This is a genomic window from Pantoea sp. ICBG 828, from assembly GCF_002928355.1.
In the GTDB taxonomy this organism is placed as follows: domain Bacteria; phylum Pseudomonadota; class Gammaproteobacteria; order Enterobacterales; family Enterobacteriaceae; genus Pantoea; species Pantoea dispersa.
This window is the reverse complement of the sequence record NZ_POWN01000002.1, coordinates 150,730-171,367: the sequence shown is the minus strand read 5'-3', so window position 1 is coordinate 171,367 and position 20,638 is coordinate 150,730. Positions and strand designations below refer to the sequence as shown.

19 protein-coding genes are annotated in these 20,638 nt (G+C 59.3%); 11 read left to right on the top strand and 8 right to left on the bottom strand.

The genetic code is table 11. The features are described 5' to 3' along the window. The 4 genes from C1Y43_RS05260 to C1Y43_RS05245 are packed head-to-tail and all read right to left on the bottom strand — an operon-like array spanning position 1 to position 3,258. Positions 1-972, bottom strand: a complete 972-nt coding sequence (locus tag C1Y43_RS05260) for an autoinducer 2 ABC transporter substrate-binding protein (RefSeq protein WP_058758760.1) — start codon at positions 970-972, stop codon at positions 1-3. 24 nt (positions 973-996) lie between these two features. Next, a complete protein-coding gene (locus tag C1Y43_RS05255) occupies positions 997-1,764 on the bottom strand; it encodes an ATP-binding cassette domain-containing protein (protein ID WP_104187278.1) in 768 nt (255 codons plus the stop codon). Beyond that, complete coding sequence (locus C1Y43_RS05250; RefSeq protein ID WP_104187276.1) at positions 1,757-2,413, bottom strand: TenA family protein; 657 nt, start codon at positions 2,411-2,413, stop codon at positions 1,757-1,759. Before C1Y43_RS05250 ends, C1Y43_RS05255 begins: the two co-directional genes overlap by 8 nt. Continuing rightward, positions 2,413-3,258, bottom strand: a complete 846-nt coding sequence (locus tag C1Y43_RS05245) for a BtpA/SgcQ family protein (RefSeq protein WP_058758763.1) — start codon at positions 3,256-3,258, stop codon at positions 2,413-2,415. The genes C1Y43_RS05250 and C1Y43_RS05245 overlap by 1 nt, the downstream gene beginning before the upstream one ends. Positions 3,259-3,285: 27 nt before the next feature. Here C1Y43_RS05245 and C1Y43_RS05240 point away from each other — a divergent pair, with 27 nt between their 5' ends. After that, positions 3,286-4,149: a PfkB family carbohydrate kinase gene (locus C1Y43_RS05240; RefSeq protein ID WP_088517623.1), complete on the top strand. Its 864-nt coding sequence runs from the start codon at positions 3,286-3,288 to the stop codon at positions 4,147-4,149. Between the two features lie 35 nt (positions 4,150-4,184). On the opposite strand, the gene C1Y43_RS05235 is transcribed toward C1Y43_RS05240, so the two are convergent. After that, positions 4,185-5,135, bottom strand: coding sequence for a substrate-binding domain-containing protein (locus C1Y43_RS05235; RefSeq protein WP_058758765.1), 951 nt, complete (start codon positions 5,133-5,135; stop codon positions 4,185-4,187). A gap of 340 nt (positions 5,136-5,475) precedes the next feature. On the opposite strand from C1Y43_RS05235, the gene C1Y43_RS05230 reads away from it, so the two are divergent. From C1Y43_RS05230 to C1Y43_RS05200, 7 genes are all read left to right on the top strand, one after another. Then, the gene (locus tag C1Y43_RS05230) at positions 5,476-6,513 is read left to right on the top strand and encodes a LacI family DNA-binding transcriptional regulator (protein ID WP_058775032.1); all 1,038 of its coding nucleotides are present in this window, start codon (positions 5,476-5,478) and stop codon (positions 6,511-6,513) included. Between the two features lie 360 nt (positions 6,514-6,873). Next, positions 6,874-7,620 (top strand): ATP-binding cassette domain-containing protein, encoded by a 747-nt coding sequence (locus C1Y43_RS05225; RefSeq protein WP_021509459.1) that lies wholly within the window; start codon positions 6,874-6,876, stop codon positions 7,618-7,620. A gap of 18 nt (positions 7,621-7,638) precedes the next feature. Then, positions 7,639-8,640, top strand: a complete 1,002-nt coding sequence (locus C1Y43_RS05220) for an ABC transporter permease (protein ID WP_166718413.1) — start codon at positions 7,639-7,641, stop codon at positions 8,638-8,640. A 3-nt stretch (positions 8,641-8,643) separates the two neighbouring features. Then, positions 8,644-9,723 carry a phosphotriesterase gene (locus tag C1Y43_RS05215; RefSeq protein WP_104187273.1) on the top strand — a complete coding sequence of 360 codons (1,080 nt, stop codon included), beginning with the start codon at positions 8,644-8,646 and terminating at the stop codon, positions 9,721-9,723. Positions 9,724-9,737: 14 nt separating this feature from the next. Beyond that, positions 9,738-10,493 carry a glutamine amidotransferase gene (locus C1Y43_RS05210; protein ID WP_104187271.1) on the top strand — a complete coding sequence of 252 codons (756 nt, stop codon included), beginning with the start codon at positions 9,738-9,740 and terminating at the stop codon, positions 10,491-10,493. Continuing rightward, positions 10,493-11,608: a M20 family metallopeptidase gene (locus tag C1Y43_RS05205; RefSeq protein ID WP_104187270.1), complete on the top strand. Its 1,116-nt coding sequence runs from the start codon at positions 10,493-10,495 to the stop codon at positions 11,606-11,608. The genes C1Y43_RS05210 and C1Y43_RS05205 overlap by 1 nt, the downstream gene beginning before the upstream one ends. Before the next feature lie 142 nt (positions 11,609-11,750). Then, positions 11,751-12,650 (top strand): LysR family transcriptional regulator, encoded by a 900-nt coding sequence (locus tag C1Y43_RS05200; RefSeq protein WP_104187268.1) that lies wholly within the window; start codon positions 11,751-11,753, stop codon positions 12,648-12,650. Here C1Y43_RS05200 and C1Y43_RS05195 read toward each other — a convergent pair. Beyond that, positions 12,647-13,942, bottom strand: coding sequence for an MFS transporter (locus tag C1Y43_RS05195; RefSeq protein ID WP_021509465.1), 1,296 nt, complete (start codon positions 13,940-13,942; stop codon positions 12,647-12,649). The genes C1Y43_RS05200 and C1Y43_RS05195 overlap by 4 nt on opposite strands. A gap of 348 nt (positions 13,943-14,290) precedes the next feature. Between C1Y43_RS05195 and C1Y43_RS05190 the strand changes: the two genes are divergently transcribed. The 3 genes from C1Y43_RS05190 (at position 14,291) to arsC (ending at position 16,443) form a co-directional block, all read left to right on the top strand. Beyond that, positions 14,291-14,644: a metalloregulator ArsR/SmtB family transcription factor gene (locus tag C1Y43_RS05190; protein WP_021509466.1), complete on the top strand. Its 354-nt coding sequence runs from the start codon at positions 14,291-14,293 to the stop codon at positions 14,642-14,644. A gap of 69 nt (positions 14,645-14,713) precedes the next feature. Beyond that, positions 14,714-15,997, top strand: a complete 1,284-nt coding sequence (locus tag C1Y43_RS05185) for an arsenic transporter (protein ID WP_104187266.1) — start codon at positions 14,714-14,716, stop codon at positions 15,995-15,997. Positions 15,998-16,014: 17 nt separating this feature from the next. Beyond that, positions 16,015-16,443, top strand: coding sequence for an arsenate reductase (glutaredoxin) (arsC, locus tag C1Y43_RS05180; protein ID WP_104187264.1), 429 nt, complete (start codon positions 16,015-16,017; stop codon positions 16,441-16,443). Here the strand turns inward: arsC and C1Y43_RS05175 are convergent. Continuing rightward, positions 16,440-16,865, bottom strand: a complete 426-nt coding sequence (locus tag C1Y43_RS05175; RefSeq protein WP_104187262.1) for a thiol-disulfide oxidoreductase DCC family protein — start codon at positions 16,863-16,865, stop codon at positions 16,440-16,442. The genes arsC and C1Y43_RS05175 overlap by 4 nt on opposite strands. A gap of 73 nt (positions 16,866-16,938) precedes the next feature. After that, on the bottom strand, positions 16,939-20,385 hold the full coding sequence (locus C1Y43_RS05170; RefSeq protein ID WP_104187765.1) for an autotransporter outer membrane beta-barrel domain-containing protein: 3,447 nt from the start codon (positions 20,383-20,385) through the stop codon (positions 16,939-16,941). Positions 20,386-20,638 lie beyond the last annotated feature (253 nt).

Below are 20,638 nucleotides of genomic sequence, written 5' to 3'. Positions count from 1 at the left end.
TCAGAATTTGAACTGGTCGACGTTATCTTTGGTGAACACCGCCGGCTTGCCGAGCAGCAGCACACCGGTTTTGCTGTCAAAGGTCACCGGTTGGGCAAAGCCGGGAACGTGATTTTCGGCGGCAAAGGCTTTCCCGTCGATCAGCTGTTTGCCCGCCCACACCGTCAGATAGCCAAGCTTTTCCGGGTCCCACAGCACGGTGTAGCCAAACGCCCCGCTTTTCAGGTAGGCGCGCGCGGTGTTCGGGCTGCAGAAACCGCTGCCGATCACCTTGCCGTTTTTGCCAGCGGTTTCGATGGCCTGCGCCACGCCCGGACAGGTCGTGGACGCCATGGCAATCACCCCTTTCAGATCGGGGTTAGCGGACATCAAATCGGTGGTGATTTGCGCCGCGCGGCTGGCGGAGCCGCCGGCGTACTGAGGTTTGAGCAGCGTAATGTGCGGATATTTGCTTTTCACCCGCTGCTGCATAAAGCCAATCCAGCTGTTGAGGTTGGACGCGGTGGCTTCGCCGGAGACGATGCCAATTTTGCCGCGCTCGCCGACACGTTTGACCATCTCATCGATCACCGTATCGCCCAGGCCCTCATCGGTGGCCTGCGCCACATAGACCGGCCGCCCGCTGTCGGGCGCATCGCTGTCGCTGGTGAACAGATGCACATTACTCGCCTGCGCCTGCGCCATCACCGGCGCAATACTGGAGGCATCCAGCACGCTGATACCAATCGCATTGACCTTCTGCGCAATCAGGTTCTGCACGATCTGCAGCTGATCCATCGGGTTGGTATCTACCGGACCGCTGTAGACAAACTCCACGCCGAGATCGTGCGCGGCGCGCTTGCCGCCCGCCTCCATCGCCTGAAAATAGGGAATACCGATGATTTGCGGCACGAAGGCCACCTTTTGTGCCGCGAAGGCGTAACCCGATACCAGCAGCGACAGCGAACAAACAGCAGTAGCAATGCGATGCATGATGATTTCCCCTGGTGTGAGTGCTTAGGTGTTTTCGAAAATGCGCGCATCAGGATGCGCACCGGTAATGAGTGCAACGATTTCGTCTGGCGTGGTGTCCGCGTGACGGCGCTCGGCGATTTTGCGGCCGCGACGAAACACCACCATGCGATCGGCCACGGCAAACACATCGCTGATGTTGTGGCTGATCAGCACCACGGCGCAGCCGCGTTCCGCCAGGCGGCGCGTCAGCTGCAGGACTTTCTGCGTCTCCGCGACCGCCAGCGCGGCGGTGGGTTCATCCATGATCACCAGCTGCGCGTTGAGATTGAGTGCGCGACAGATTGCCACCGCCTGGCGCTGGCCGCCGGACAGACTGCCGACCGCCGCTTCGGCATCGGAAATGTGCGCATCGAGCTCGGTCAGCAGTTGATCCACCGTTTCATGCATCGCGCGGCGGCGCAGAAAAGGGATGCCGAGCACGCGGCGCTTCAGCTCGCGGCCAAGAAACACGTTCTCGGCGATCGACAGATTCTCTGCCAGCGCCAGCTCCTGATAGATGGTGGCAATACCGTGCTCGGCGGCCTGGCGCGGCGAGGTGAATTTCACCGCCCTGCCGTCTACCCACAGCTCGCCGTCGCTGGCGCTGTACGCGCCGGATAACACTTTGGTAAAGGTCGATTTGCCCGCGCCGTTGTCACCCAGCAGCGCCAGCACTTCACCACGATGGATCGACAGATTGACCTGGCTAAGCGCCGTTAACGCGCCGAAGCGTTTGCCAATGTTGCGCGCTTCGATGAAACAGCTAGTCATGGGCGCTCTCCGGGTAAGCCGCGCTGTGGAAATCGATCTCCCACTGCAGTACGCGGGCGTAAAGCTGCGATAGCTGCGCCTGTTGCGCCGCGCTGAGCGTCAGTGCGCACTGGTCCAGTTCGGTTTTCAGCCACTGCGCCTGCTGATGGAACTCGTCTTCGGCATGCATCTCTACCCAGCGGCGTACGTCAGCGTCCTGCTGCGATTGCGCGCTGACGCGCAGGCACCAGTGGTAATACATCCACTCGGCGCCGAACATCAGGGTGATGATTTCCGCATAGCTGCCCTGCTGCGCGACTTTCAGCATGCCATCGCGGAATGCGCTGACGCCGGGCAGATCGTCCGGATAATCCGCTGACTGAATGCCGCGCCGCGCCAGCACCGCCTCAAACCAGGCGATTTGCGTATCCACCAGCGCATTGAGCACGCCAATCAGCCAGCGCTGCTGACGAATGCCGGGCGCCTTGCTCACCGCCAGCGCAAAAATAGCGATGGCGGTGGCGACGAAGTTACCCTCAAACACCAGATAGCGATTAAACACGCTGGCCGGCAGCCGATCGTGCTCAATATCGACGACAAAGCGGTGCTGCTGCATCGTCTGCCACAGCGCCTGATGCTGCGTCAGCAGCCGATCGCTGAAGCTTTCCATTACGCCTCCTCCAGCGCAGCCTGCGCCACCGCCATGAAGTGCTTCACGCGCGCCAGTTCCACCGGGTTCCACCACACGCCATCAACTTTCAGCGTGCTGGCGACAATCACCCCCTGTGTGCGGCCAAGGATCTGGCAGACGTTGTCCGGCGTTACGCCTGAGCCCACCAGCAGCGGCAAGGCCGTTGCGGCGCGGATTTCGTCGATTTCACTCAGCGTGGCGCTGTCGCCGGTGCGCTGGCCGGTGGCGATCACCGCATCGGCTTCGAAGAAGTCGACGTCACGCGTCAGCTCCTGAATCGAGCGGTCGGCGACAATGGCGTGGCTGCCGTGTTTAACATGGCTATCGGCAAATACGCGGATATGATCGGCCCGCAGTTGATTGCGATAGCGCAGCGCTTTAGCGGCTGCCCCTTCGATAAAACCTTCATTGGCGATATAGGCATTGGCCCACTGGTTAACGCGCACAAAATCCGCCCCGCCGGCTAATGCCGTGGCAATCGCCGGGATTGCCGCATTTGCCAGCACGTTAATTCCCAGCGGTGCAGCAAAACGCTCGCGAATTTTATCGGTGATCACCGCCATAAATGCCGCCGTTTCCGGACCAATATCGTCGGGCTTGGCAAAGGGAATATCGCCATGATTCTCAACGATCAAACCGTGCACGCCGCCAGCGAGATAATTATCCGCATCGCGCAGCGCGCAATCGATAATTTCACTCACCGGTTTGCCACGATATTTAGGCGAGCCGGGAAAGGCATCGCAGTGAATAACACCAATCACCGCCTTACTGCGTGAAAAAATATCTTGTATCGCGTTACTTTTTTCTGCTGATATAGAAGCCATCTCTTTCACCTTATTAACGAGAAAACTATGCGTGTCTATGTTGCAGGCAATATTGTGGTGGATGAAACCTGGTCCATCGATCAACTCCCTGAAAAAGGCGCATCAATCCATGGCAAAAAAATTGCTCAGGATATTGGTGGCAAAGGCGCAAATCAGGCAATCATACTTTCGCGTTGCGGCATCGACACGCGCTTAATTAGCGCCACTGGCGATGATATTAACGGCCAGTGGATCCGCGAACGCATCCGGCACGAGAAATTAACCCTACTGCCGCCTCAGTTTTTGTCTGCTCACAGTGACACCTCAATTATTTTTAATAGCAGCGATGGCGATAATGCCATTATTACTACCACCGCCGCGGCCGACGCGCTGGCAGCCGATATTATCCTGGCTTACTTAGCCGATGCCGCTGCCGGCGATATTCTGCTGCAGCAGGGCAATTTTTCTGCGGATAAAACCCGCCGGTTATTTAGCTGGGCAAAAGCGCACGGCTTAACCACGGTATTTAATCCTTCACCGGTCAATCCGGACTTCGCCGATCTCTGGCCGCTGATTGACATCGCGGTGGTCAATCAACCGGAAGCCGATCTGCTGCAACCCGCCGGCGTTAACACGCTGGTGATTACCCAGGGTGCTGCCGGTGCGCTGCTGATACGCGGCAATCAGCGCGTGTTCTGCCCGGCGATTAACGTCGCGGCCGTCGATACCACCGGCGCCGGTGACACCTTCCTCGCCGTGCTGCTGGCGTCTGCCCTGCTGCGCGGCGTCGCGCCCGACCTGCTGGCGCTGCAGCATGCCAGCGCGGCGGCGGCGATCACCGTCAGTCGCACCGGCACGCTGAACGCGTTTCCCGATGCTGATGAATTACAGCGTATTCTGGCGCAGCGCTAAGCCTGGGCGCAGACGTTCGCGTCTGCGCCTGGCAGTTACTTAAACAGCGAACGGTAGCTGTCGACGTTGGCTTTGGTCACCACCGTGGCCGGAACCAGAATGGTTTTGCTCACGGTTTTACCGGCCGTCAGGCTATTCAGCGCTTTCAGCGCTTCTTCACCCATTTTCTTCGGATCCTGCTGCAGCACGGCGGTAACGTAGCCACCGTCAATGCCGCTGATGGCTTTTGCCGTCAGATCCCAGCCGAATACCTTGATGTCCTTCTGCCGTCCCTGGTTTTCTACTGCGGCAATGGCACCCAGCAGCGCCGGTTCGCCGGTGGCATAGATCGCGGTGAGATCCGGGTTGCCGGTAATCAGGTTTTCGGCGGCGGTCATGGCGTTGTCCTGAATATTCTGGCCATCGACCACATCGGCGACCGTTATCTGGCTGTTGCTTTTAATCGTCTCTTCAAAGCCTTTCTGACGCTGGTTTTGGATGGCCGAATTGAGCGCGCCAACAATTCCCAGTCGCGCTTTGCCGCCCATCTCTTTCGCAACATAATCGACAAAGTATTTACCGAGGATTTTTCCGCCTTCGAGATTATCTACGCCCACCTGCGCGGCCTGCGGACCGGCAGGCAATACGGCATCAATCGCAATCACCGGAATATTCGCCGCTGCGGCTTCTTTTATCGCTGGCATAATACCGTTGACATCGATCGCATCCACCAGAATGCCTTTCACTCCCTGCTGAATATAGTTTTCAATCGCATCGTTTTGCGCCACAGGATTATCGTTGGCGTTATAAATCACCAGCTGTTTACCGCTGGCTTTGGCCGCTTCCTGTGCGCCCTGATTCATCAGGTTAAAAAACAGCGCCTGCTGATTAATCTGGACTAACGCATAAGTGGGTGCGGCGTGAGCCTGAACGCATAATGAACCTGCGGCGAGTAAACCACTCGCAATGAACAGTGAACGCAGTTTTCCGCTGAAAGATGACATCATTGAGTTCCTCGTCGGGAATAATAATAACCAGCGCTTCTCAGCGACGTACCGCTGAGCGTTTTTTTTGGCAGGTAAATATCAGTTCAATGATTCTGAGCACGGCGATAATGCCGTGTTTTGATGCCGCCGGCGTTGTCTTTTTCGGCATCCCATCCACTGGGAGTGCGGGGTGAAAAAAACAATGTCGGGTTGGGAAGTTAATCCCGGTACTGCGGTAAACGCTTTATACAATTCGCCCGACGAATTTTTTTGTCAAGTGTTTATTTCTCCAGCAACGCAATCGGGAAAGCGCTGTATTAGTCGCGCTTAACTGTGTTACAGATAAGCCACCCCGGCAAACATGGCGAAATGGATGAGTACAAAACGCGTGTTGTTATCTGACGTGGCAAAGCTGGCTGGCCTGTCAAAAGCCACGGTGTCACGCTATCTGAATCACAGCATTGTGCTGCCGCAGGACACCGTTGACCGCATTGAAAGCGCGATCCGCACGCTGGACTATCGCGGTAATTCTCTTGCGCGGCGTTTAAGCAAAGGCGGCAGCGAAACCCTGGGCCTGGTGCTGCCGGATATCACTAACCCGTTTTTTGCCGAACTGGCGGATGCCGCCGAAGAAGCGGCGTCGGCACACGGTTACAGTCTGGTGCTGTGCATCACGCGCAACAACCCGGACAAAGAGGCGCAGTTTATCCGCTGGCTGGATACGCGCCAGGTGGATGGCCTGCTGTTCACCACCAACCGGCCGGACAACGGCCTGCTGCGCGACGAGATCCAGCGCCAGCGCCATGTGGTACTGCTGGATGAAGACATTCCCGGCAGTAACGTGCCGAAGGTCTTCGCAGATAACGTGCAGGGTGGCCGCATGGCCACCGAGCAGCTGATCGCCGCCGGGCACACGCAGATTGCTTTTATCGGCGGCCCGGAGCAGCTGATGAGCGTGCGCGAACGCTATCTTGGCTTTTGCACCGCGATGCAGCAGGCCGGTTTAACCGTACCGCCGCAATGGGTGATGTATGGCAACTACGAGCGCGAATTTGGTCAGCAGGCGTTGCAGCACCTGTTCCGCTGCACGCCGCGCCCTAGCGCCGTGTTCGCCGCCAGTGACTATCTGGTGCTGGGACTGCTCGACGGTTTGCGCGCCATCGGCCTGCAGGCACCGGCGGCGCTGTCGCTGGTCGGCTTCGATGACGCCAACTACAGCGATCTGACCCAGCCGCGCATCTCCACCATCCGCCAGCCAGCGCGCCAGCTGGGCCACACGGCGGTGAGCATCATGCTGCGCCTGCTCAACAACGACAGCAGCATCCCGATGGAGACACGTTTACCGGTGGAATGGATTGGTCGCGATTCGGTGGGATTTGTTAGCGATGTCCCAAAATGAGGCAAAACTGCACAATTATGGCGCAAAAAGTGAGCGATTTTTTCCGTTAGCGGTATAGTGAGTAAACCGGTTTACTTGCTGATTACATAACATACGATGTATTACAACAAGTTAGCCGCGAGTGCAGTGCCTGTTATTCAGGCTGGCATGGATGCTGCAATGTCATACCTGGCGAGTAAATATCATTGTAGCGTTTACCCTGTTGCTGTGAATTAAGGGTTTATCTGACAGGTAAACCGGTTTACTAGATTGTAAATCGTGTCAGATAGCCTCTTTTTCCCGACCGGCTAAACATTTCCCACAGGCGTTGATGGGAGTGATCCAATGCAGCAATTACAAGCTCTTCCGGCCCGGGTGGAGATGATTAACATCACCAAAACCTACGGCTCAATTCGTTCTCTGCGCGGCGTCAATCTGCAGCTGGCCCCCGGTGAAGTGCTCGGTCTGGTGGGCGACAACGGTGCCGGCAAATCGACGCTGACCAAAGTGCTGTCCGGCGCTGTGATCCCTACCAGCGGCGCGATCCGCATTGATGGCGAACAGCAGCACTTCAGCAATCCGGCGGATTCGCGCCGTTGCCATATCGAAATGGTTTATCAGGATCTGTCGCTATGCGACACGGTCGATGTGGCCGGTAACCTGTTCATGGGCCGCGAACCGACCAGACGCATCCTCGGCGTGCCGTTTCTCGATCAGGCCACAATGCATGCGCAGGCGCGTGAGATGCTGAAAGGTCTGGGCATCTCGATTCCCGATACTCGTCTGCTGGTGCGTAACCTCTCCGGCGGGCAGCGTCAGGCCATTGCCATCGCCCGTGCCGCCGCGTTCGATCCCAAAGTGCTGATTATGGATGAACCCACTGCCGCGCTGGCGGTAGCGGAAGTCGAGGCGGTGCTGGAGCTGATTCGCCGCGTGTCGGCGCGCGGCGTCAGCGTGATCCTCATCACCCATCGGCTGCAGGATCTGTTCCTGGTGTGCGATCGCATCATGGTGATGTACGAGGGCACTAACGTGGCCGATCGCCGCGTGGCGGACACCAGCCTGAGCGATATCGTCAACCTGATCGTGGGTGAGAAATTTACCGCGCAGTCCGCGGCAGCACACTGAGGTAACAGGATGAGCATCATGAATTTAGGCAGTTCACGCATGATCCAGCACTCTCTGCCGCGCCGCTTGTTGCATAACCATTCGGGTGTGGTGAGCATCGCGCTGTTTTTTGTCTTTTGCTGCGTGGTGTTTTCGCTGATCACCAGCAACTTTCTTACCAGTACCAACTGGCTGAATATCATCCGGCAAAGTGCGCCGCTGCTGATCGTCGCCACCGCGATGACGCTGGTGATTACTACCGGCGGCATCGATTTGTCGGTCGGCTCGACGCTGGCGCTGGTGGGCGCGCTGTCGGCCATTGCGCTCAATAACTGGGGCTTGCCGTGGCCGGTGGTGCTGATTGGCGGGTTGCTGCTCGGCGCGCTGGTGGGCGCCATCAACGGCTTCTTTATCGCCTGGGAAGGGATACCGGCATTTATCGTCACGCTGGCCACGCTGGCGGTAGTGCGCGGCATCGCGCTGCTGGTGACGCAGGGCTATTCGATCCCGGTGCCGGCTGACAGCCTGTTCACCTTAATGGGGCGCGCCTGGGTGCTGGGGCTTCCCATGCCGGCGCTGATCGGCATCGTGGTGCTGCTGGCCGGTCACATTGTGCTTAATCACCTGCGCTTTGGCCGCTACGTCACCGCCATCGGTGCCAACGCGGAAGGTGCACGGCGCAGCGGTATCAATACCAAAGCGGTGACCATGAAAGTGTACATTCTCAGCGGTATGGCGGCGGCGCTGGCTGGCATGATCATCACCGCGCGCCTCGGCAGCGGCTCCTCTAACCAGGGCGAAGGTTTTGAACTGCAGGTGATTGCGGCGGTAGTGCTGGGCAGTACCAGCCTGTTTGGCGGCTTTGGAACCGTGATCGGTACGCTGCTCGGCGCGCTGTCGATTGCCATCATCCAGAACGGCCTGATTTTGTCGCATATCTCGCCGTTTTATACCCAGATCGCCACTGGCACCATCATCCTGCTCGCCATCTGGCTCAACACCCGCATTCTCAACCCGAGCCGCGCGCCCGCCAAAGGATAGCCCATGAAAGGATCAATTTTTCGCCATGCGGATCCGTTGCCGCTCGGCGTCAGCAGCGGTCAGGTAATGACGGTACTCGGTCCGCTGCCGGTGGCGGAGATGGGCGTCACGCTGATGCACGAGCACATTTTACTGGATGCCTCCGGTAAATGGGTGCCGCCCTGCTGCTGTAGCGACCGCCACATTGCTGAAATGCCGGTGCGCATCGAGAACCTCGGCGAGCTGTCGCTCAACCCGCTGATGAGTCGCGACAACTGCCAGCTGTTTGACGTCGATACCGCGATTGACGAGCTGATGAAATACCGCGCGCTGGGCGGCGAAACGGTGATCGATCCGACCAATATCGGCATCGGCCGCGATGGTAAAGCGCTGCAGCGCATCGCCCGTCTCACCGGCCTGAATATTGTGATGGGCACCGGCCTGTATCTGGAGCCGTCGCATCCGGAGTGGGTAAAAACCATCAGCGTGGAACAGCTGACCGACAAGCTGATTTATGACCTCGGTGGACTGCCGGAGAAGCCGGAGGTGCTGGCCGGGCTGATTGGTGAAATCGGCATCTCCAGCCGCTTCACGCCTGATGAAGAGAAATCGCTGCGTGCCGCCGGGCGCGCCAGCGCGGCCACCGGCGTACCGATTCAGGTGCATCTGCCGGGCTGGGAGCGGCTCGGCCATAAGGTGCTGGATATTCTGGCGCAGGAAGGTGCCGATCTGCGCCACACCGTGCTGTGTCACATGAACCCCAGCTTTGCCGACAAAACCTACCAGCGCGAGCTGGCGGATCGCGGCGTGTTCCTCGAATACGACATGATCGGCATGAACTACTACTACGCCGACGAATCGGCGCAGTCACCATCCGATGAGGAGAACGCGCGCGCCATTTGCGCACTGCTCGACGACGGTTATCTGCAGCAGATTTTGCTGTCCCAGGACGTGTTCCTGAAGACCATGCTGACGCGCTACGGCGGTCACGGCTATGGCTACATCCTCAAACATTTTGTGCCGCGCCTGAAACGCCATGGCGTCAGCGGCGAACAACTCGAAACCCTGATGATTACTAATCCGCAACGGGTGTTTGGCGGATAAACGGAGAAGTTGGCATGCAAAAGAACGTCTTGCTGGTCGGTGAATCCTGGACCAGTACCGCAACGCACGTAAAAGGCTTTGATCAGTTTGCTACCGCCACCTGGCACAGCGGTGCGGCGGATTTTCTCGCCGCGCTGCAGGAGAGCGCCTATGCCGTCACGCATATGCCGGCCCACGCCGCCGCCACCGATTTTCCGCAGACGCTGGAGGATTTGCAGCGCTGGGACGTGATTATTCTGTCCGATATCGGTGCCAATACCCTGCTGCTGCATCCGGACACCTGGCTGAAAAGCCGGCGCACGCCCAATCGCCTGGCGCTGATTCACGACTATGTTGCCGCGGGTGGCGCATTGATGATGGTGGGCGGCTATTACAGTTTTCAGGGGATTAACGGCGGCGCACGTTATCGCAACACGCTGGTGGAGAAAGTGCTGCCGGTGCGCTGTCTGGCCTGGGATGACCGTATCGAAACGCCGGAAGGCAGTTACGCCGAGGTGACAACGTCACATAAAGTAATTGCCGATCTTCCCGGCGACTGGCCGTGGCTACTCGGTTACAACGAAGTGGAGATGCAGCCGGAAGGCACGCTGCTGGCCACCGTGGCGGGCACCGGTCATCCGCTGCTGGCGGTGCGCGAATATCAGCAAGGCCGCTCGCTGGTGTGGACCAGTGACATGTCAGCCCACTGGCTGCCGGAAGAGTTCAGCCGCTGGCCGGGCTATCGCCAGCTGTGGATCAACTGCCTCGACTGGCTGACGGAGCGTGACTGATGCCAGCGCGCTCACTGCCTCTGGCGCAGCAGCTGCTGAGCTTTGACACCATCAATCCACCGGGCAATGAGCTCGCCTGTGTGCAATTCCTCGCCGCGTGGCTGCAGGAGCAGGGCTTCGTGGTCGAACTGACGGGGTTTGGCGAGCAGCGCGCCAACCTGATCGCCCGCCTGCCGGGCCAGATGCCGGGCAAACCGCTGGCCTTTACCGGCCATCTGGACACCGTGCCGCTGGGTAATCAGCCATGGCAGTTTGATCCGTTTGGTCACGACATCGCTGGCGACCGGCTGTACGGGCGCGGCGCCAGCGATATGAAAGCGGCGGTAGCGGCGTTTGTGCTGGCCTGCGTGCAGCACAAAGCGGCGATTATGGCCGGGCGCGGTGTGGTGCTGCTGCTGACCGGCGGTGAAGAGACCGGCTGCCACGGTGCGCAGGCGCTGATCGCGGCCGGGCAGTTGCCTGAAGTTGGCGCGCTGATCGTGGGCGAGCCAACCGCCAACCAGCCGGTGATCGGCCACAAAGGCGCGCTGTGGCTGCGCTGCGAAACGCGTGGTAAAACCGCGCACGGAGCCATGCCGGAGCTGGGTATCAACGCCATCTACCTGGCGGCTGATGCGCTGGGTAAAATTCGTCACTTTTCTCCGGGCGCGCCGCATCCGCTGATGAAACAGCCGACGCTGAACGTCGGCCGCATTGAGGGCGGCCTCAACATTAACTCGGTACCGGACCGCGCCGCGTTTGATGTGGATATTCGCAGCGCACCCAACCTGCAACACGCGGTAATTCGCCAGCAGCTGGCAACTTTTCTCGGTGACAGCGTGCACATCAGCACGCTGGTCGATCTGCCGGCGGTGCTGAGCCCGGAGCGGCACCAGTGGATTCAGTCGGTGTACCGTGCCTGCGAAGCCGTGACGCAGCAACCTGCGGAAGCGCGCATCGTGCCCTATTTTACCGATGCCTCGCTGCTGCTGCCGGCGCTCGGCGATCCGCCCTGCATTATTCTCGGTCCCGGTGAGCCGACGCAGGCGCACCAGACTGATGAATACTGCCTGGTGAGCCGTCTGAGCGAGGCTGAGCAGATTTACGGGCAGCTCATTGCTGACTGGATGCGCTGAGTGCCGCTGATGCGCTAAAAACGGATTTTTTCCCTCTGCGCCGCCGGAAACGCGCAGCAGCCTGTTACACTCGTCGGCTATAACAACTTTTTAACGTCAGCGGCGCAGTGTGCTGGCGTTATTACGCAGGATAGTCGCGGTTATGCCCGTCAATTTTGACCTCAACGATCTCTACGCCTTCCGCGCGCTGGTGGAGTACGGCAACTTTCGTCTGGCGGCGGAGTCAATCTGCCTGTCGCAGTCAGCGCTCAGCCGCAGAATTGAGAAGCTGGAAGCGGCGCTCGGCACCCGGCTGTTTGACCGCACCACGCGGCGCGTCACGCTAACGCTGTATGGCCAGAACTTTGCTCAGCGCTCGGAGCAGCTGCTGGATAATGTCGAATCGATGCTGGCCGACGTCGAGCGCGCCAGCCAGGATCGCACCGGCCTGATCACCGTCGCTACCGTGCCCTCGGGCGCTTACTATTTTATGCCGGAGGTGATCCGCCGCTTTCAGGCGCGTTACCCGCGCGTGCGCATCAAGCTGATTGATAGCAGCGTCGGCAACGTGATGGATGCAGTGAGCAGTGGACAGGCCGATTTCGGTATCTGTTTTGCGCGTAATATACCGCCGGAGCTCACCTTTACGCCGCTGGTGGAAGATGTCTACGTCGCCGCCTGTCGCCACGATCATCCGCTGGCGACGCGCCAGCAGCTCAGCTGGCAGGAGTATTTTGCGCAGGATTATGTGGCGCTGGATAAGGTGTCCGGTAACCGCAATCTGCTGGACAGTGCGCTGGCGCATCTTACGCCCGCCCGACAAAGTATCTGCGAAACGCGCCATGTCACGACGCTACTGGGGATGGTAGAAGCGGGCATCGGCATTGCTGCCGTGCCCGCGATGTCGATGCCGGCGAACGGGCATCCGCTGCTGCGCCAGCTGGCGCTGACCGATCCGCAGGTCACCCGTTCGGTAGGACTAATTCGCCGCAGCGGACGTATGCAATCTTACGTCGCTGCGGAGCTGGAAAAGCTGATTATCGAACAGTCTCAGCACGCTTAACGCGCGGTTTGCAACGTCAGCGCGCGGCGGCGATACAGGTACAGCGTCGCCAGCAGCGCGCAAATCGCCGCGAAGCTCATCCAGTAACCCGGTGACGCCTTGTCGCCGGTGTATTCGATCAGCGCGGTAGAGACCACCGGCGTGAAGCCGCCAAACAGCGCGGTTGCCAGGCTGTAGGCCAGCGAGAAACCGGCGACGCGCACTTCTGCCGGCATCACTTCGGTCAGCGCCGGGATCATCGCACCGTTATACAGGCCGTAAATAAACGACAGCCACAGCAGCACGCTCAGCATCATGCTGAAGGTCGGCGTCTGCGCCAGCAGCGTCAGTGCCGGATAGGCAGTCGCCAGCGCCAGCAGCGTCATCGCCAGCAGCACCGGTTTACGCCCAAAGCGGTCCGACAGCGCACCGCCAATTGGCAGCCAGATAAAGTTGGAGATCGCCACCAGCAGCGTCACCAGCAGGCTGTCCGAGGCGCTCAGCATCAGCACCTTTTTGCCAAAGGTAGGCGCATAGACGGTAATGAGGTAGAACGCGGTGGTGGTCATCGCCACCATCAGCATCCCGGCAATCACCACCGGCCAGTTCTGCAAAAGCGTGCTAAATACCTGACGCATATCCAGATGATGACGGCGCGCGCTGAACTCCTGCGTTTCCTCCAGACGGCGACGCAGAATAAAGATAAACGGCACGATCAGGCAGCCAAACAGGAATGGAATACGCCAGCCCCAGGCGCTGATGGCGCTCTGCTCCAGCGCGGCATTGAGCGCGAAGCCCATCGCGGCCGCGACCATGATGGCAACCTGCTGACTGCCGGATTGCCAACTGGTGTAGAAACCTTTGCGCCCTGGCGTGGCAATCTCTGCCAGATAAACCGACACGCCACCCAGTTCAGCCCCGGCCGAGAAGCCCTGCAACAGACGACCAATCAGCACCAGCAGCGGCGCCCACAGGCCAATCGACTGGTACGACGGAATCAGCACGATCAGAAAGGTGCCCGCCGCCATGATCGACAGCGTGACGATCAGCCCTTTGCGCCGGCCAACCTTATCGATATAAGCGCCCAGCACAATCGCGCCAATCGGCCGCATCAGGAAGCCGGCACCGAACACCGCAAAGGTCATCATCAGCGACGCGAATTCACTGCTGGCGGGGAAAAAGGTGTGCGCGATATAGGTGGCATAGAAACCGAACAGAAAGAAATCGAACTGTTCGAGGAAGTTGCCGGAGGTGACGCGGAAAATAGCGCCAACCCGGGCTCGGGTGGTCATCGGTAAGGCAGAGGAATGCATAAGTATCTCCAGTTTGTCCCTGGCGCTGTTATCAATCGCGCCTGCTTCGGAAGACTGGATCAGAACGTTAAGGTTAATAAGCGCAATAAACGCATGGCGTGATGCGTGCGGCGCATTAATCGCTGCCGGCAACGGGCCACCCTCAATATTAACAATGAGTTAACAAAGCCAGCCCCGTTTTTACTCCGCTCAGGCCCGCGGGCACCACAATACAGATTTGTGACCAGCTTCAAGCCGCTCACGGTGAGCCTGGCGCATCACAGGATAAACACATCTCTTTTTTCGCATATGTAGTTGACTTCATCACGTCGCCGCACCACACTGTTTGCTTTCCATTCAGGAGGGATTATGTCGCCGCTAACGCCACTGCAGCTGTTTAAAAACCTTTCCGATGAGACGCGTCTGACGCTGGTGCTGCTGCTGAAAGAACGTCAGGAGCTGTGCGTGTGCGAGCTGTCTGCCATTCTGCAACTGCCGCAGCCGAAGATTTCCCGTCATCTGGCGCTGCTACGCAACAGCGGTTTGCTGAGCGATCGTCGTGACGGCAAGTGGATCCACTATCGCCTTTCGCCACATATGCCGGTGTGGGCAGCGACGGTGATCGAACAGGCATGGCAATGCCAGCGCGATGCGATCCATGCCCTGCTGCTGCCGGTGCAGCGTGACCAGCTGACCACCGATGGCCGGGCGGTGTGTCTGTAAAAAATTTTACCCATACATATTCGATTTACCATATATGAAACGAACACAACCTGACTTTCCGGAGGAAACATGTTACTGGCAGGGACTATTTTCGCCATTACTTTACTGCTGGTGATCTGGCAACCGCGCGGGCTGGGCATTGGCTGGAGTGCCAGCGCCGGCGCGCTTCTGGCGCTACTGACGGGCGTGGTGCATCCCGGCGATATCCCGGCGGTGTGGCAGATTGTCTGGAACGCCACCGCCACCTTTATCGCGGTGATCATCATCAGCCTGCTGCTTGATGAGGCCGGCTTTTTTGCCTGGGCGGCACTGCACGTGGCGCGCTGGGGCGGTGGCAGCGGTAAAAAATTGTTCTCCTTTATTATCCTGCTGGGCGCCGCAGTGGCCGCGCTGTTTGCCAATGACGGAGCCGCGCTGATTCTGACGCCTATCGTGATCGCGATGCTGCTGGCGCTGGGTTTCAGCCGGGGGGCCACGCTGGCGTTTGTCATGGCGGCCGGGTTCATCGCCGATACCGCCAGCCTGCCGCTGGTGGTGTCCAATCTGGTTAACATCGTCTCGGCCGACTATTTCCGGATCGGCTTTGGCGATTACGCCGCTGTGATGGTGCCGGTCACGCTGGCGGCGGTGCTGGCGACATTGCTGATGCTGCACCTGTTTTTCCGCAAAGAGCTACCGCTCAGCTACGATCGCGCCCGGCTGACGTCGCCTGCGGCGGCAATTCGGGATCGAGCTACTTTCCGCGCGGGGTGGCTGGTGCTGCTCTTATTGCTGGCTGGCTTTTTTGCCCTTGAGCCGCTGGGCGTACCGGTGAGTGCCGTGGCCGCCGCAGGCGCACTGATGCTGTGGCTGGTGGCGCGGAGGGGTCAGGTGATTGATACGCGTAAAGTGCTGCGCAGCGCTCCGTGGCAGATTGTGGTGTTTTCGCTCGGCATGTACCTGGTGGTGTATGGTTTGCGCAACGCCGGGCTGACCGTCTGGCTTACCGACTTGCTGAATAGTTTTTCTGCGACCGGCCTGTGGAGCGCAACGTTTGCCACGGGCTTCTTTAGCGCCCTGCTCTCCTCCATCATGAACAATATGCCGACGGTGCTGGTGGGCGCCCTGGCGATTGATGCCAGCACGGCGCAGGGCGTAGTGCGCGAGGCGATGATTTACGCCAACATTATCGGCTGCGATCTGGGTCCGAAAATCACGCCGATTGGCAGTCTGGCAACGCTGCTATGGCTGCACGTACTGGCGCAAAAAGAGATTCGCATCAGCTGGGGCTACTATTTTCGCGTCGGCATCACCCTGACGTTACCGGTGCTGGCCGTGACGCTGGCAGCGCTGGCGCTGCGCCTTTCCCTTTGACCGTTAAGAGACTGACAATGACTAACATTACCATCTATCACAACCCGGACTGCGGCACCTCGCGCAATACGCTGGCACTGATTCGCAACAGCGGCGTCGAGCCCACCATTGTGCTTTATCTGGTTACGCCACCCACGCGTGAAACGTTGCAGCAATTGATCGACGCCATGGGAATTGGCCTGCGCGCGCTGGTGCGTCAAAACACCGACGCCTGGCAGGCGCTGGGGCCCGTACGTGAAACGCTGAGCGATGAGCAACTGCTGGATGCCATGCTGGCGCAGCCGATTCTCATCAACCGCCCGATTGTGGTGACGCCACTGGGAACGCGTCTGTGCCGTCCTTCTGAGCAGGTGCTGGATATCCTGCCCGATGCGCAGCGCGGTCCGTTTATTAAAGAGGATGGTGAGGTAGTGATTGATACGCAGGGCCGGCGCGTCAGTCTTTAGTCGGTCAGAAATCGTCCCGGATAATCTGCTTCAATCGCGTGTACCTGGTCATAACGGCCAAATAGGCGATAGCGATTGCGGGCAATCAGGTTGTAGATCAGATTAGTGAGCCCGTCCGGCAGATAACGCAGAACGCCGCAGGCGCGCCACGGCCAGGGCAGCGAGTGCATAATGCGACAGATAGCCTGCGCGCGCAGCCAGTGCTGCCCATCGCGCAGTAACACGATGGTGCGGATGTTATCGTGCGGTAATCCGGCGCGCTGCAGCAGCTGTTTGCCGCGCTCGCTCTGGATCGCCGCAAAGTGATAATCGCGCGGCAGGCGGTGGCGCAGCAGAAAAAACACCCAGGCATTGCACAGCTTGCATTGTCCATCATAAAGAATGATCGGCTGGCCGGACTCGGGTTGTACGGATGATGACACCTGACCTCCGCATTGCAGATACAAAAAAACCGGTGAGGCGACACGCCCCACCGGTTCTATTATATGTCACTTATCAGAAGCTGACTTTCACGCCCGCCACTGCGCTGGTGTCGCTGTAGCTGTGGTTGCCCAGCTGCTGCGCCACGCCGCCCCACAGATTGACGTTCGCGTTCAGCCGCGCGTCCACGCCCAGCTTCACCTCGGCGGCGTTACGCGTGCCCGCTTGCTGAATGTTGACGCCGTTCAGCGCGGTGCCGAACGCCTTGCTGTTGTGCAGCCAGTTGGCCTCGGCGTACGGCTCGATGGCGCTCTGCGCCTGCGGGTCGAGCAGCGTGCGCAGCGAGGCGCGCACGCCGAGGCGGCTCTGCAGGTTGTCCTCTCCGGTGGCCTGCACGCGGCTGCCGTTCTGCTCTTTCACGTCGTCCGCCTTCACGCCCTGCCAGTTCAGCTGCGCCTGCGGACGCAGCCACAGGCTGGTGCTGTTGCTCAGCGTTGCCACCTGTGCGCGGTAGCCGCCGGCCAGCGACGCGCTGATGCCTTTCGACTTGTACGACTGCTGGCCGATATCATCGCCCTTGACGCTGTTGTTAAACCAGCCGTAGCTCAGTGAGCTGTCGACGAACGCGCCGCTCTGCTCTGCCGCATTCTGCTGCCAGCTGCCGTACACGCCCAGGCTGTAGCCGTTCACCTGGCCACGCGACTGGTAGCCGCTCACCGCCGAGCGCGACTTGCTCTGCGCGTTGCCGTAGCCGGCCATCGCGCCGAGGCGCAGGCTGTCGCTGCCGGTCAGCGTGCCGCTCGCCACGTCGCCGCCCAGCTGGATGGCGTAGCGGTTGGTGTCGGACTTCAGCTGGCCGCTGCTGTCTTTCACCCGGCTGTGGCCGGCGCTGTTGTGCAGCCACAGGCGCGTGCTCTGCTGCCGGCCGCTGGCGTCGGTGTAGAAGGTTTCCGCCGGACGGTCGTCCATGCTGGTGGCAAACAGCGTGTTGGCCGCCGCGAGGTTGGCGCTGTAGCTCGCTGCTTCCGGACGCACGATCATGTTGTGCTGATTTACCGGCGGTTCGACGATCTGGCCGCCCTCACCTTCGCCCGGCGTCACCACCGGATCGGGCTCGCTGCCGTTTTTATCGCTCACCAGATACCAGCCGTGCTGATCCGCGCCCTTCACCAGGCTGTAGTCATAGGCACCGGCGACGATACGCCCTTTCTGACGGAACTCGCCGTTGTTAGCGCCGTCCACCTGAATGATGTTCAGGCCCTGGATGGTCTGCGCGCCGCTGCCGCCGGCGTTGTTGACCACCACGTCGGTGCTGCCGCTGCTGTCGCCGAGGATGTGAAGTTTATCCGTCGCCGAGTTGTCGTCGCCCAGCGCCGCGTTCATCACCAGCGTGCTGTTGTCACCGCTGTAATTGCCGTTGACCGTCAGGGTGCTGAAGCCGGCGCCGTCGTGGGTGAAGTTCAGCGTACTGTTGCTGGCGTTGAGCGTATCGACGCTGCTGTTGCCGGTGATGTTCCACTGGCTGTTGTCGCTGAGCGTCAGCGTATTCAGGCCGGAAGACGCGCCGGTCCACGCCGAGCTGCCGCTCAGGTTGATCTGGCTGTCCTGCGTCTGGCTGCGGTCAATGTCCACGTTGCCTTCGAACAGCGAGTGGTTGCTGCCGTTCAGTACCACTGAGCCGGCGGTTGAACCTTCTGCGGTGTTATAGCCGGTTTTCAGCAGCGTGCTGCCGCTCAGCAGCGAGTTGTCGGCGTCGATTTTCATGCTGGTGCCGGTCAGCACGTTAACGGCGGTGCCGCCGGTGGCGGTGATAGCGGTATTCGCCAGTTTAATATCCGCCAGCGTGGCCTGCGTCGGGGAGAGAATACCTGTAGCATTCTCGCCGGAAACCCTGATATTTGAATTAGTTAATGACAAGGCATTGGTTAAATCAAAAATATAATTATTCTGCAAGCTGATAGCGGCGTTATACCTTTCGGCATCGATACCGCTTTTATTAATAGTGATGTTATTTCCCGTGAATGTGCTGCCATCCTGTACAAGGATGCCATAGCCACCGCCGCGAGCCACTACGGAAACATCGCTCGCATTGGTCGTGGCAGAAAATGCGGTAAGCAGCGCTGATTTACTAGCATCAGTAACAATCTCAACATTCCTGAGATTAGCAATGCTGCCGTACGTGACATAAGCTACATATCCGGCTTCATGCCCCATCTCAATGCGGCTGTCTGTCAGGTTCAGTTCTGTACCGTCTGCGGACGCAGAGATACCTGAGCCGCTGCCAGTGACTGTAATATTAGTGTTAGCGGCAGTAAGCGTTGATTTCCCATCAGCTTTAAGACCATTGGCTCCGCCACCACTGGCAGCTATGGTCGTGTTATCGATATTTAACTGCGAACCCTCACCGCTTACATAGACAGCATCAGCATTTTGGCCGGAGGTCGTGATTTCTGCTCCTGAAACATCAAGATGTGCGCCGCTCGCGGTATATACACCATAAGCATGGTCGCCATTGGTGCTAACCTGCACATTGCTGGCGTTTAAAGCTGAAGCGCTGCCGGCATACAGACCAATCGCGCTGGCTCCGGCGGTTGTGAACGTACTGTTCTCCAGGTTCACTTTAGTACCGGTATTGTTAGCGGTCACGCCATTCGACTGGTCACCGCTGGTTCTCACCCGTACGCCGCTGGCACTGAGCTTGCTGCCGGAACCCGCGGCCAGGCCGTAGGCTTTCATCCCGGTCGTGGTCACGTTGCCGCCCGTCATCGTCAGTTCACTACCTTTGTCAGCGACCATCACAGCATAAGACTGGTCGCCGCTGGTGTTCACCTGCACATCGCTGGCATTGAGTAGGCCGCCAGATCCCGCCACCAGACCGTAGGCCCTGGTACCGTCGGTAGTGACGCTGCCGCCGGTTAAATCGATCAGCGAACCCGCCGCGCGCGAATAAGCACCATACGCGCCGTCGCCGTGAGTGACATAGTCGGTGTCAGTGCTGTTGATGATACCTGCTGAAGAGGCATACGCGGCGTGGGCGGTCTGGCCGGAAGTTTCCACCTTTGTGCCGTTGGTCTTCACAGCGCCGGTCAGGCTGGCCACGACGCCGTAGCCGCCGGTACCGGTAGTGGTCACGTTGCCGCGCGTCATCTCCGCAGAGGCAGCGCCGACGGTGGAAAACACACCGTAGCCGCTGGTGCCGGCATTCAGCACCGTCACGTCGGTGGCGCTTGCCTTGCCGCCATTCTGCACCAGTAGTCCATAAGCTTTGTCACCGGTCGCCTGCAGCGTCTGATTATTCAGTTCAACCGGCTGCGCCGGATCGCTGATGGTGGCACCGTTGGCCGCCAGCGCCGCCGGTGAACCGGCCAGCAGCAGCGCCGAGCCCAGCGCGCCGCCGATCAGTGCTGATTTATTCGCCGCTTTACCGGAGCAGGATGATTTGACTTTGCCGCGCGCCAGTTCCGAGGTGACGACATAACATTGCAGGGCATAATTCCAGATAACGCGATAGCTCTTGTTCATATTCTTTTCCTGATTCAGGTTAAAGCAATCCCTTCCGGCAATAAGCGGAATAAGCGGTTATTAACGGGCAGGCGCGGAATACACAGCCATCACGCTATTTACGGTGATGCGCTGTCTTACCGGCCTTAATTAATCTCTGCCAGAGCGGCTGATGGGAAAATATTCGCAAAATCGCGGAAGGGTGAATATGAGAGCACCGGCATACGGCTGTAGTCGCAGGACTACAAAAAGTAAGTCGCCGCGCTATGTTCCA

Excerpts from the sequence above, each read along its gene's own strand:
- C1Y43_RS05260 (WP_058758760.1), bottom strand. The coding sequence starts at position 972 with ATGCATCGCATTGCTACTGCTGTTTGTTCGCTGTCGCTGCTGGTATCG.
- C1Y43_RS05255 (WP_104187278.1), bottom strand. The coding sequence starts at position 1,764 with ATGACTAGCTGTTTCATCGAAGCGCGCAACATTGGCAAACGCTTCGGC.
- C1Y43_RS05250 (WP_104187276.1), bottom strand. The coding sequence starts at position 2,413 with ATGGAAAGCTTCAGCGATCGGCTGCTGACGCAGCATCAGGCGCTGTGG.
- C1Y43_RS05245 (WP_058758763.1), bottom strand. The coding sequence starts at position 3,258 with ATGGCTTCTATATCAGCAGAAAAAAGTAACGCGATACAAGATATTTTT.
- C1Y43_RS05240 (WP_088517623.1), top strand. The coding sequence starts at position 3,286 with ATGCGTGTCTATGTTGCAGGCAATATTGTGGTGGATGAAACCTGGTCC.
- C1Y43_RS05235 (WP_058758765.1), bottom strand. The coding sequence starts at position 5,135 with ATGATGTCATCTTTCAGCGGAAAACTGCGTTCACTGTTCATTGCGAGT.
- C1Y43_RS05230 (WP_058775032.1), top strand. The coding sequence starts at position 5,476 with ATGGCGAAATGGATGAGTACAAAACGCGTGTTGTTATCTGACGTGGCA.
- C1Y43_RS05225 (WP_021509459.1), top strand. The coding sequence starts at position 6,874 with ATGATTAACATCACCAAAACCTACGGCTCAATTCGTTCTCTGCGCGGC.
- C1Y43_RS05220 (WP_166718413.1), top strand. The coding sequence starts at position 7,639 with ATGAATTTAGGCAGTTCACGCATGATCCAGCACTCTCTGCCGCGCCGC.
- C1Y43_RS05215 (WP_104187273.1), top strand. The coding sequence starts at position 8,644 with ATGAAAGGATCAATTTTTCGCCATGCGGATCCGTTGCCGCTCGGCGTC.
- C1Y43_RS05210 (WP_104187271.1), top strand. The coding sequence starts at position 9,738 with ATGCAAAAGAACGTCTTGCTGGTCGGTGAATCCTGGACCAGTACCGCA.
- C1Y43_RS05205 (WP_104187270.1), top strand. The coding sequence starts at position 10,493 with ATGCCAGCGCGCTCACTGCCTCTGGCGCAGCAGCTGCTGAGCTTTGAC.
- C1Y43_RS05200 (WP_104187268.1), top strand. The coding sequence starts at position 11,751 with ATGCCCGTCAATTTTGACCTCAACGATCTCTACGCCTTCCGCGCGCTG.
- C1Y43_RS05195 (WP_021509465.1), bottom strand. The coding sequence starts at position 13,942 with ATGCATTCCTCTGCCTTACCGATGACCACCCGAGCCCGGGTTGGCGCT.
- C1Y43_RS05190 (WP_021509466.1), top strand. The coding sequence starts at position 14,291 with ATGTCGCCGCTAACGCCACTGCAGCTGTTTAAAAACCTTTCCGATGAG.
- C1Y43_RS05185 (WP_104187266.1), top strand. The coding sequence starts at position 14,714 with ATGTTACTGGCAGGGACTATTTTCGCCATTACTTTACTGCTGGTGATC.
- arsC (WP_104187264.1), top strand. The coding sequence starts at position 16,015 with ATGACTAACATTACCATCTATCACAACCCGGACTGCGGCACCTCGCGC.
- C1Y43_RS05170 (WP_104187765.1), bottom strand. The coding sequence starts at position 20,385 with ATGAACAAGAGCTATCGCGTTATCTGGAATTATGCCCTGCAATGTTAT.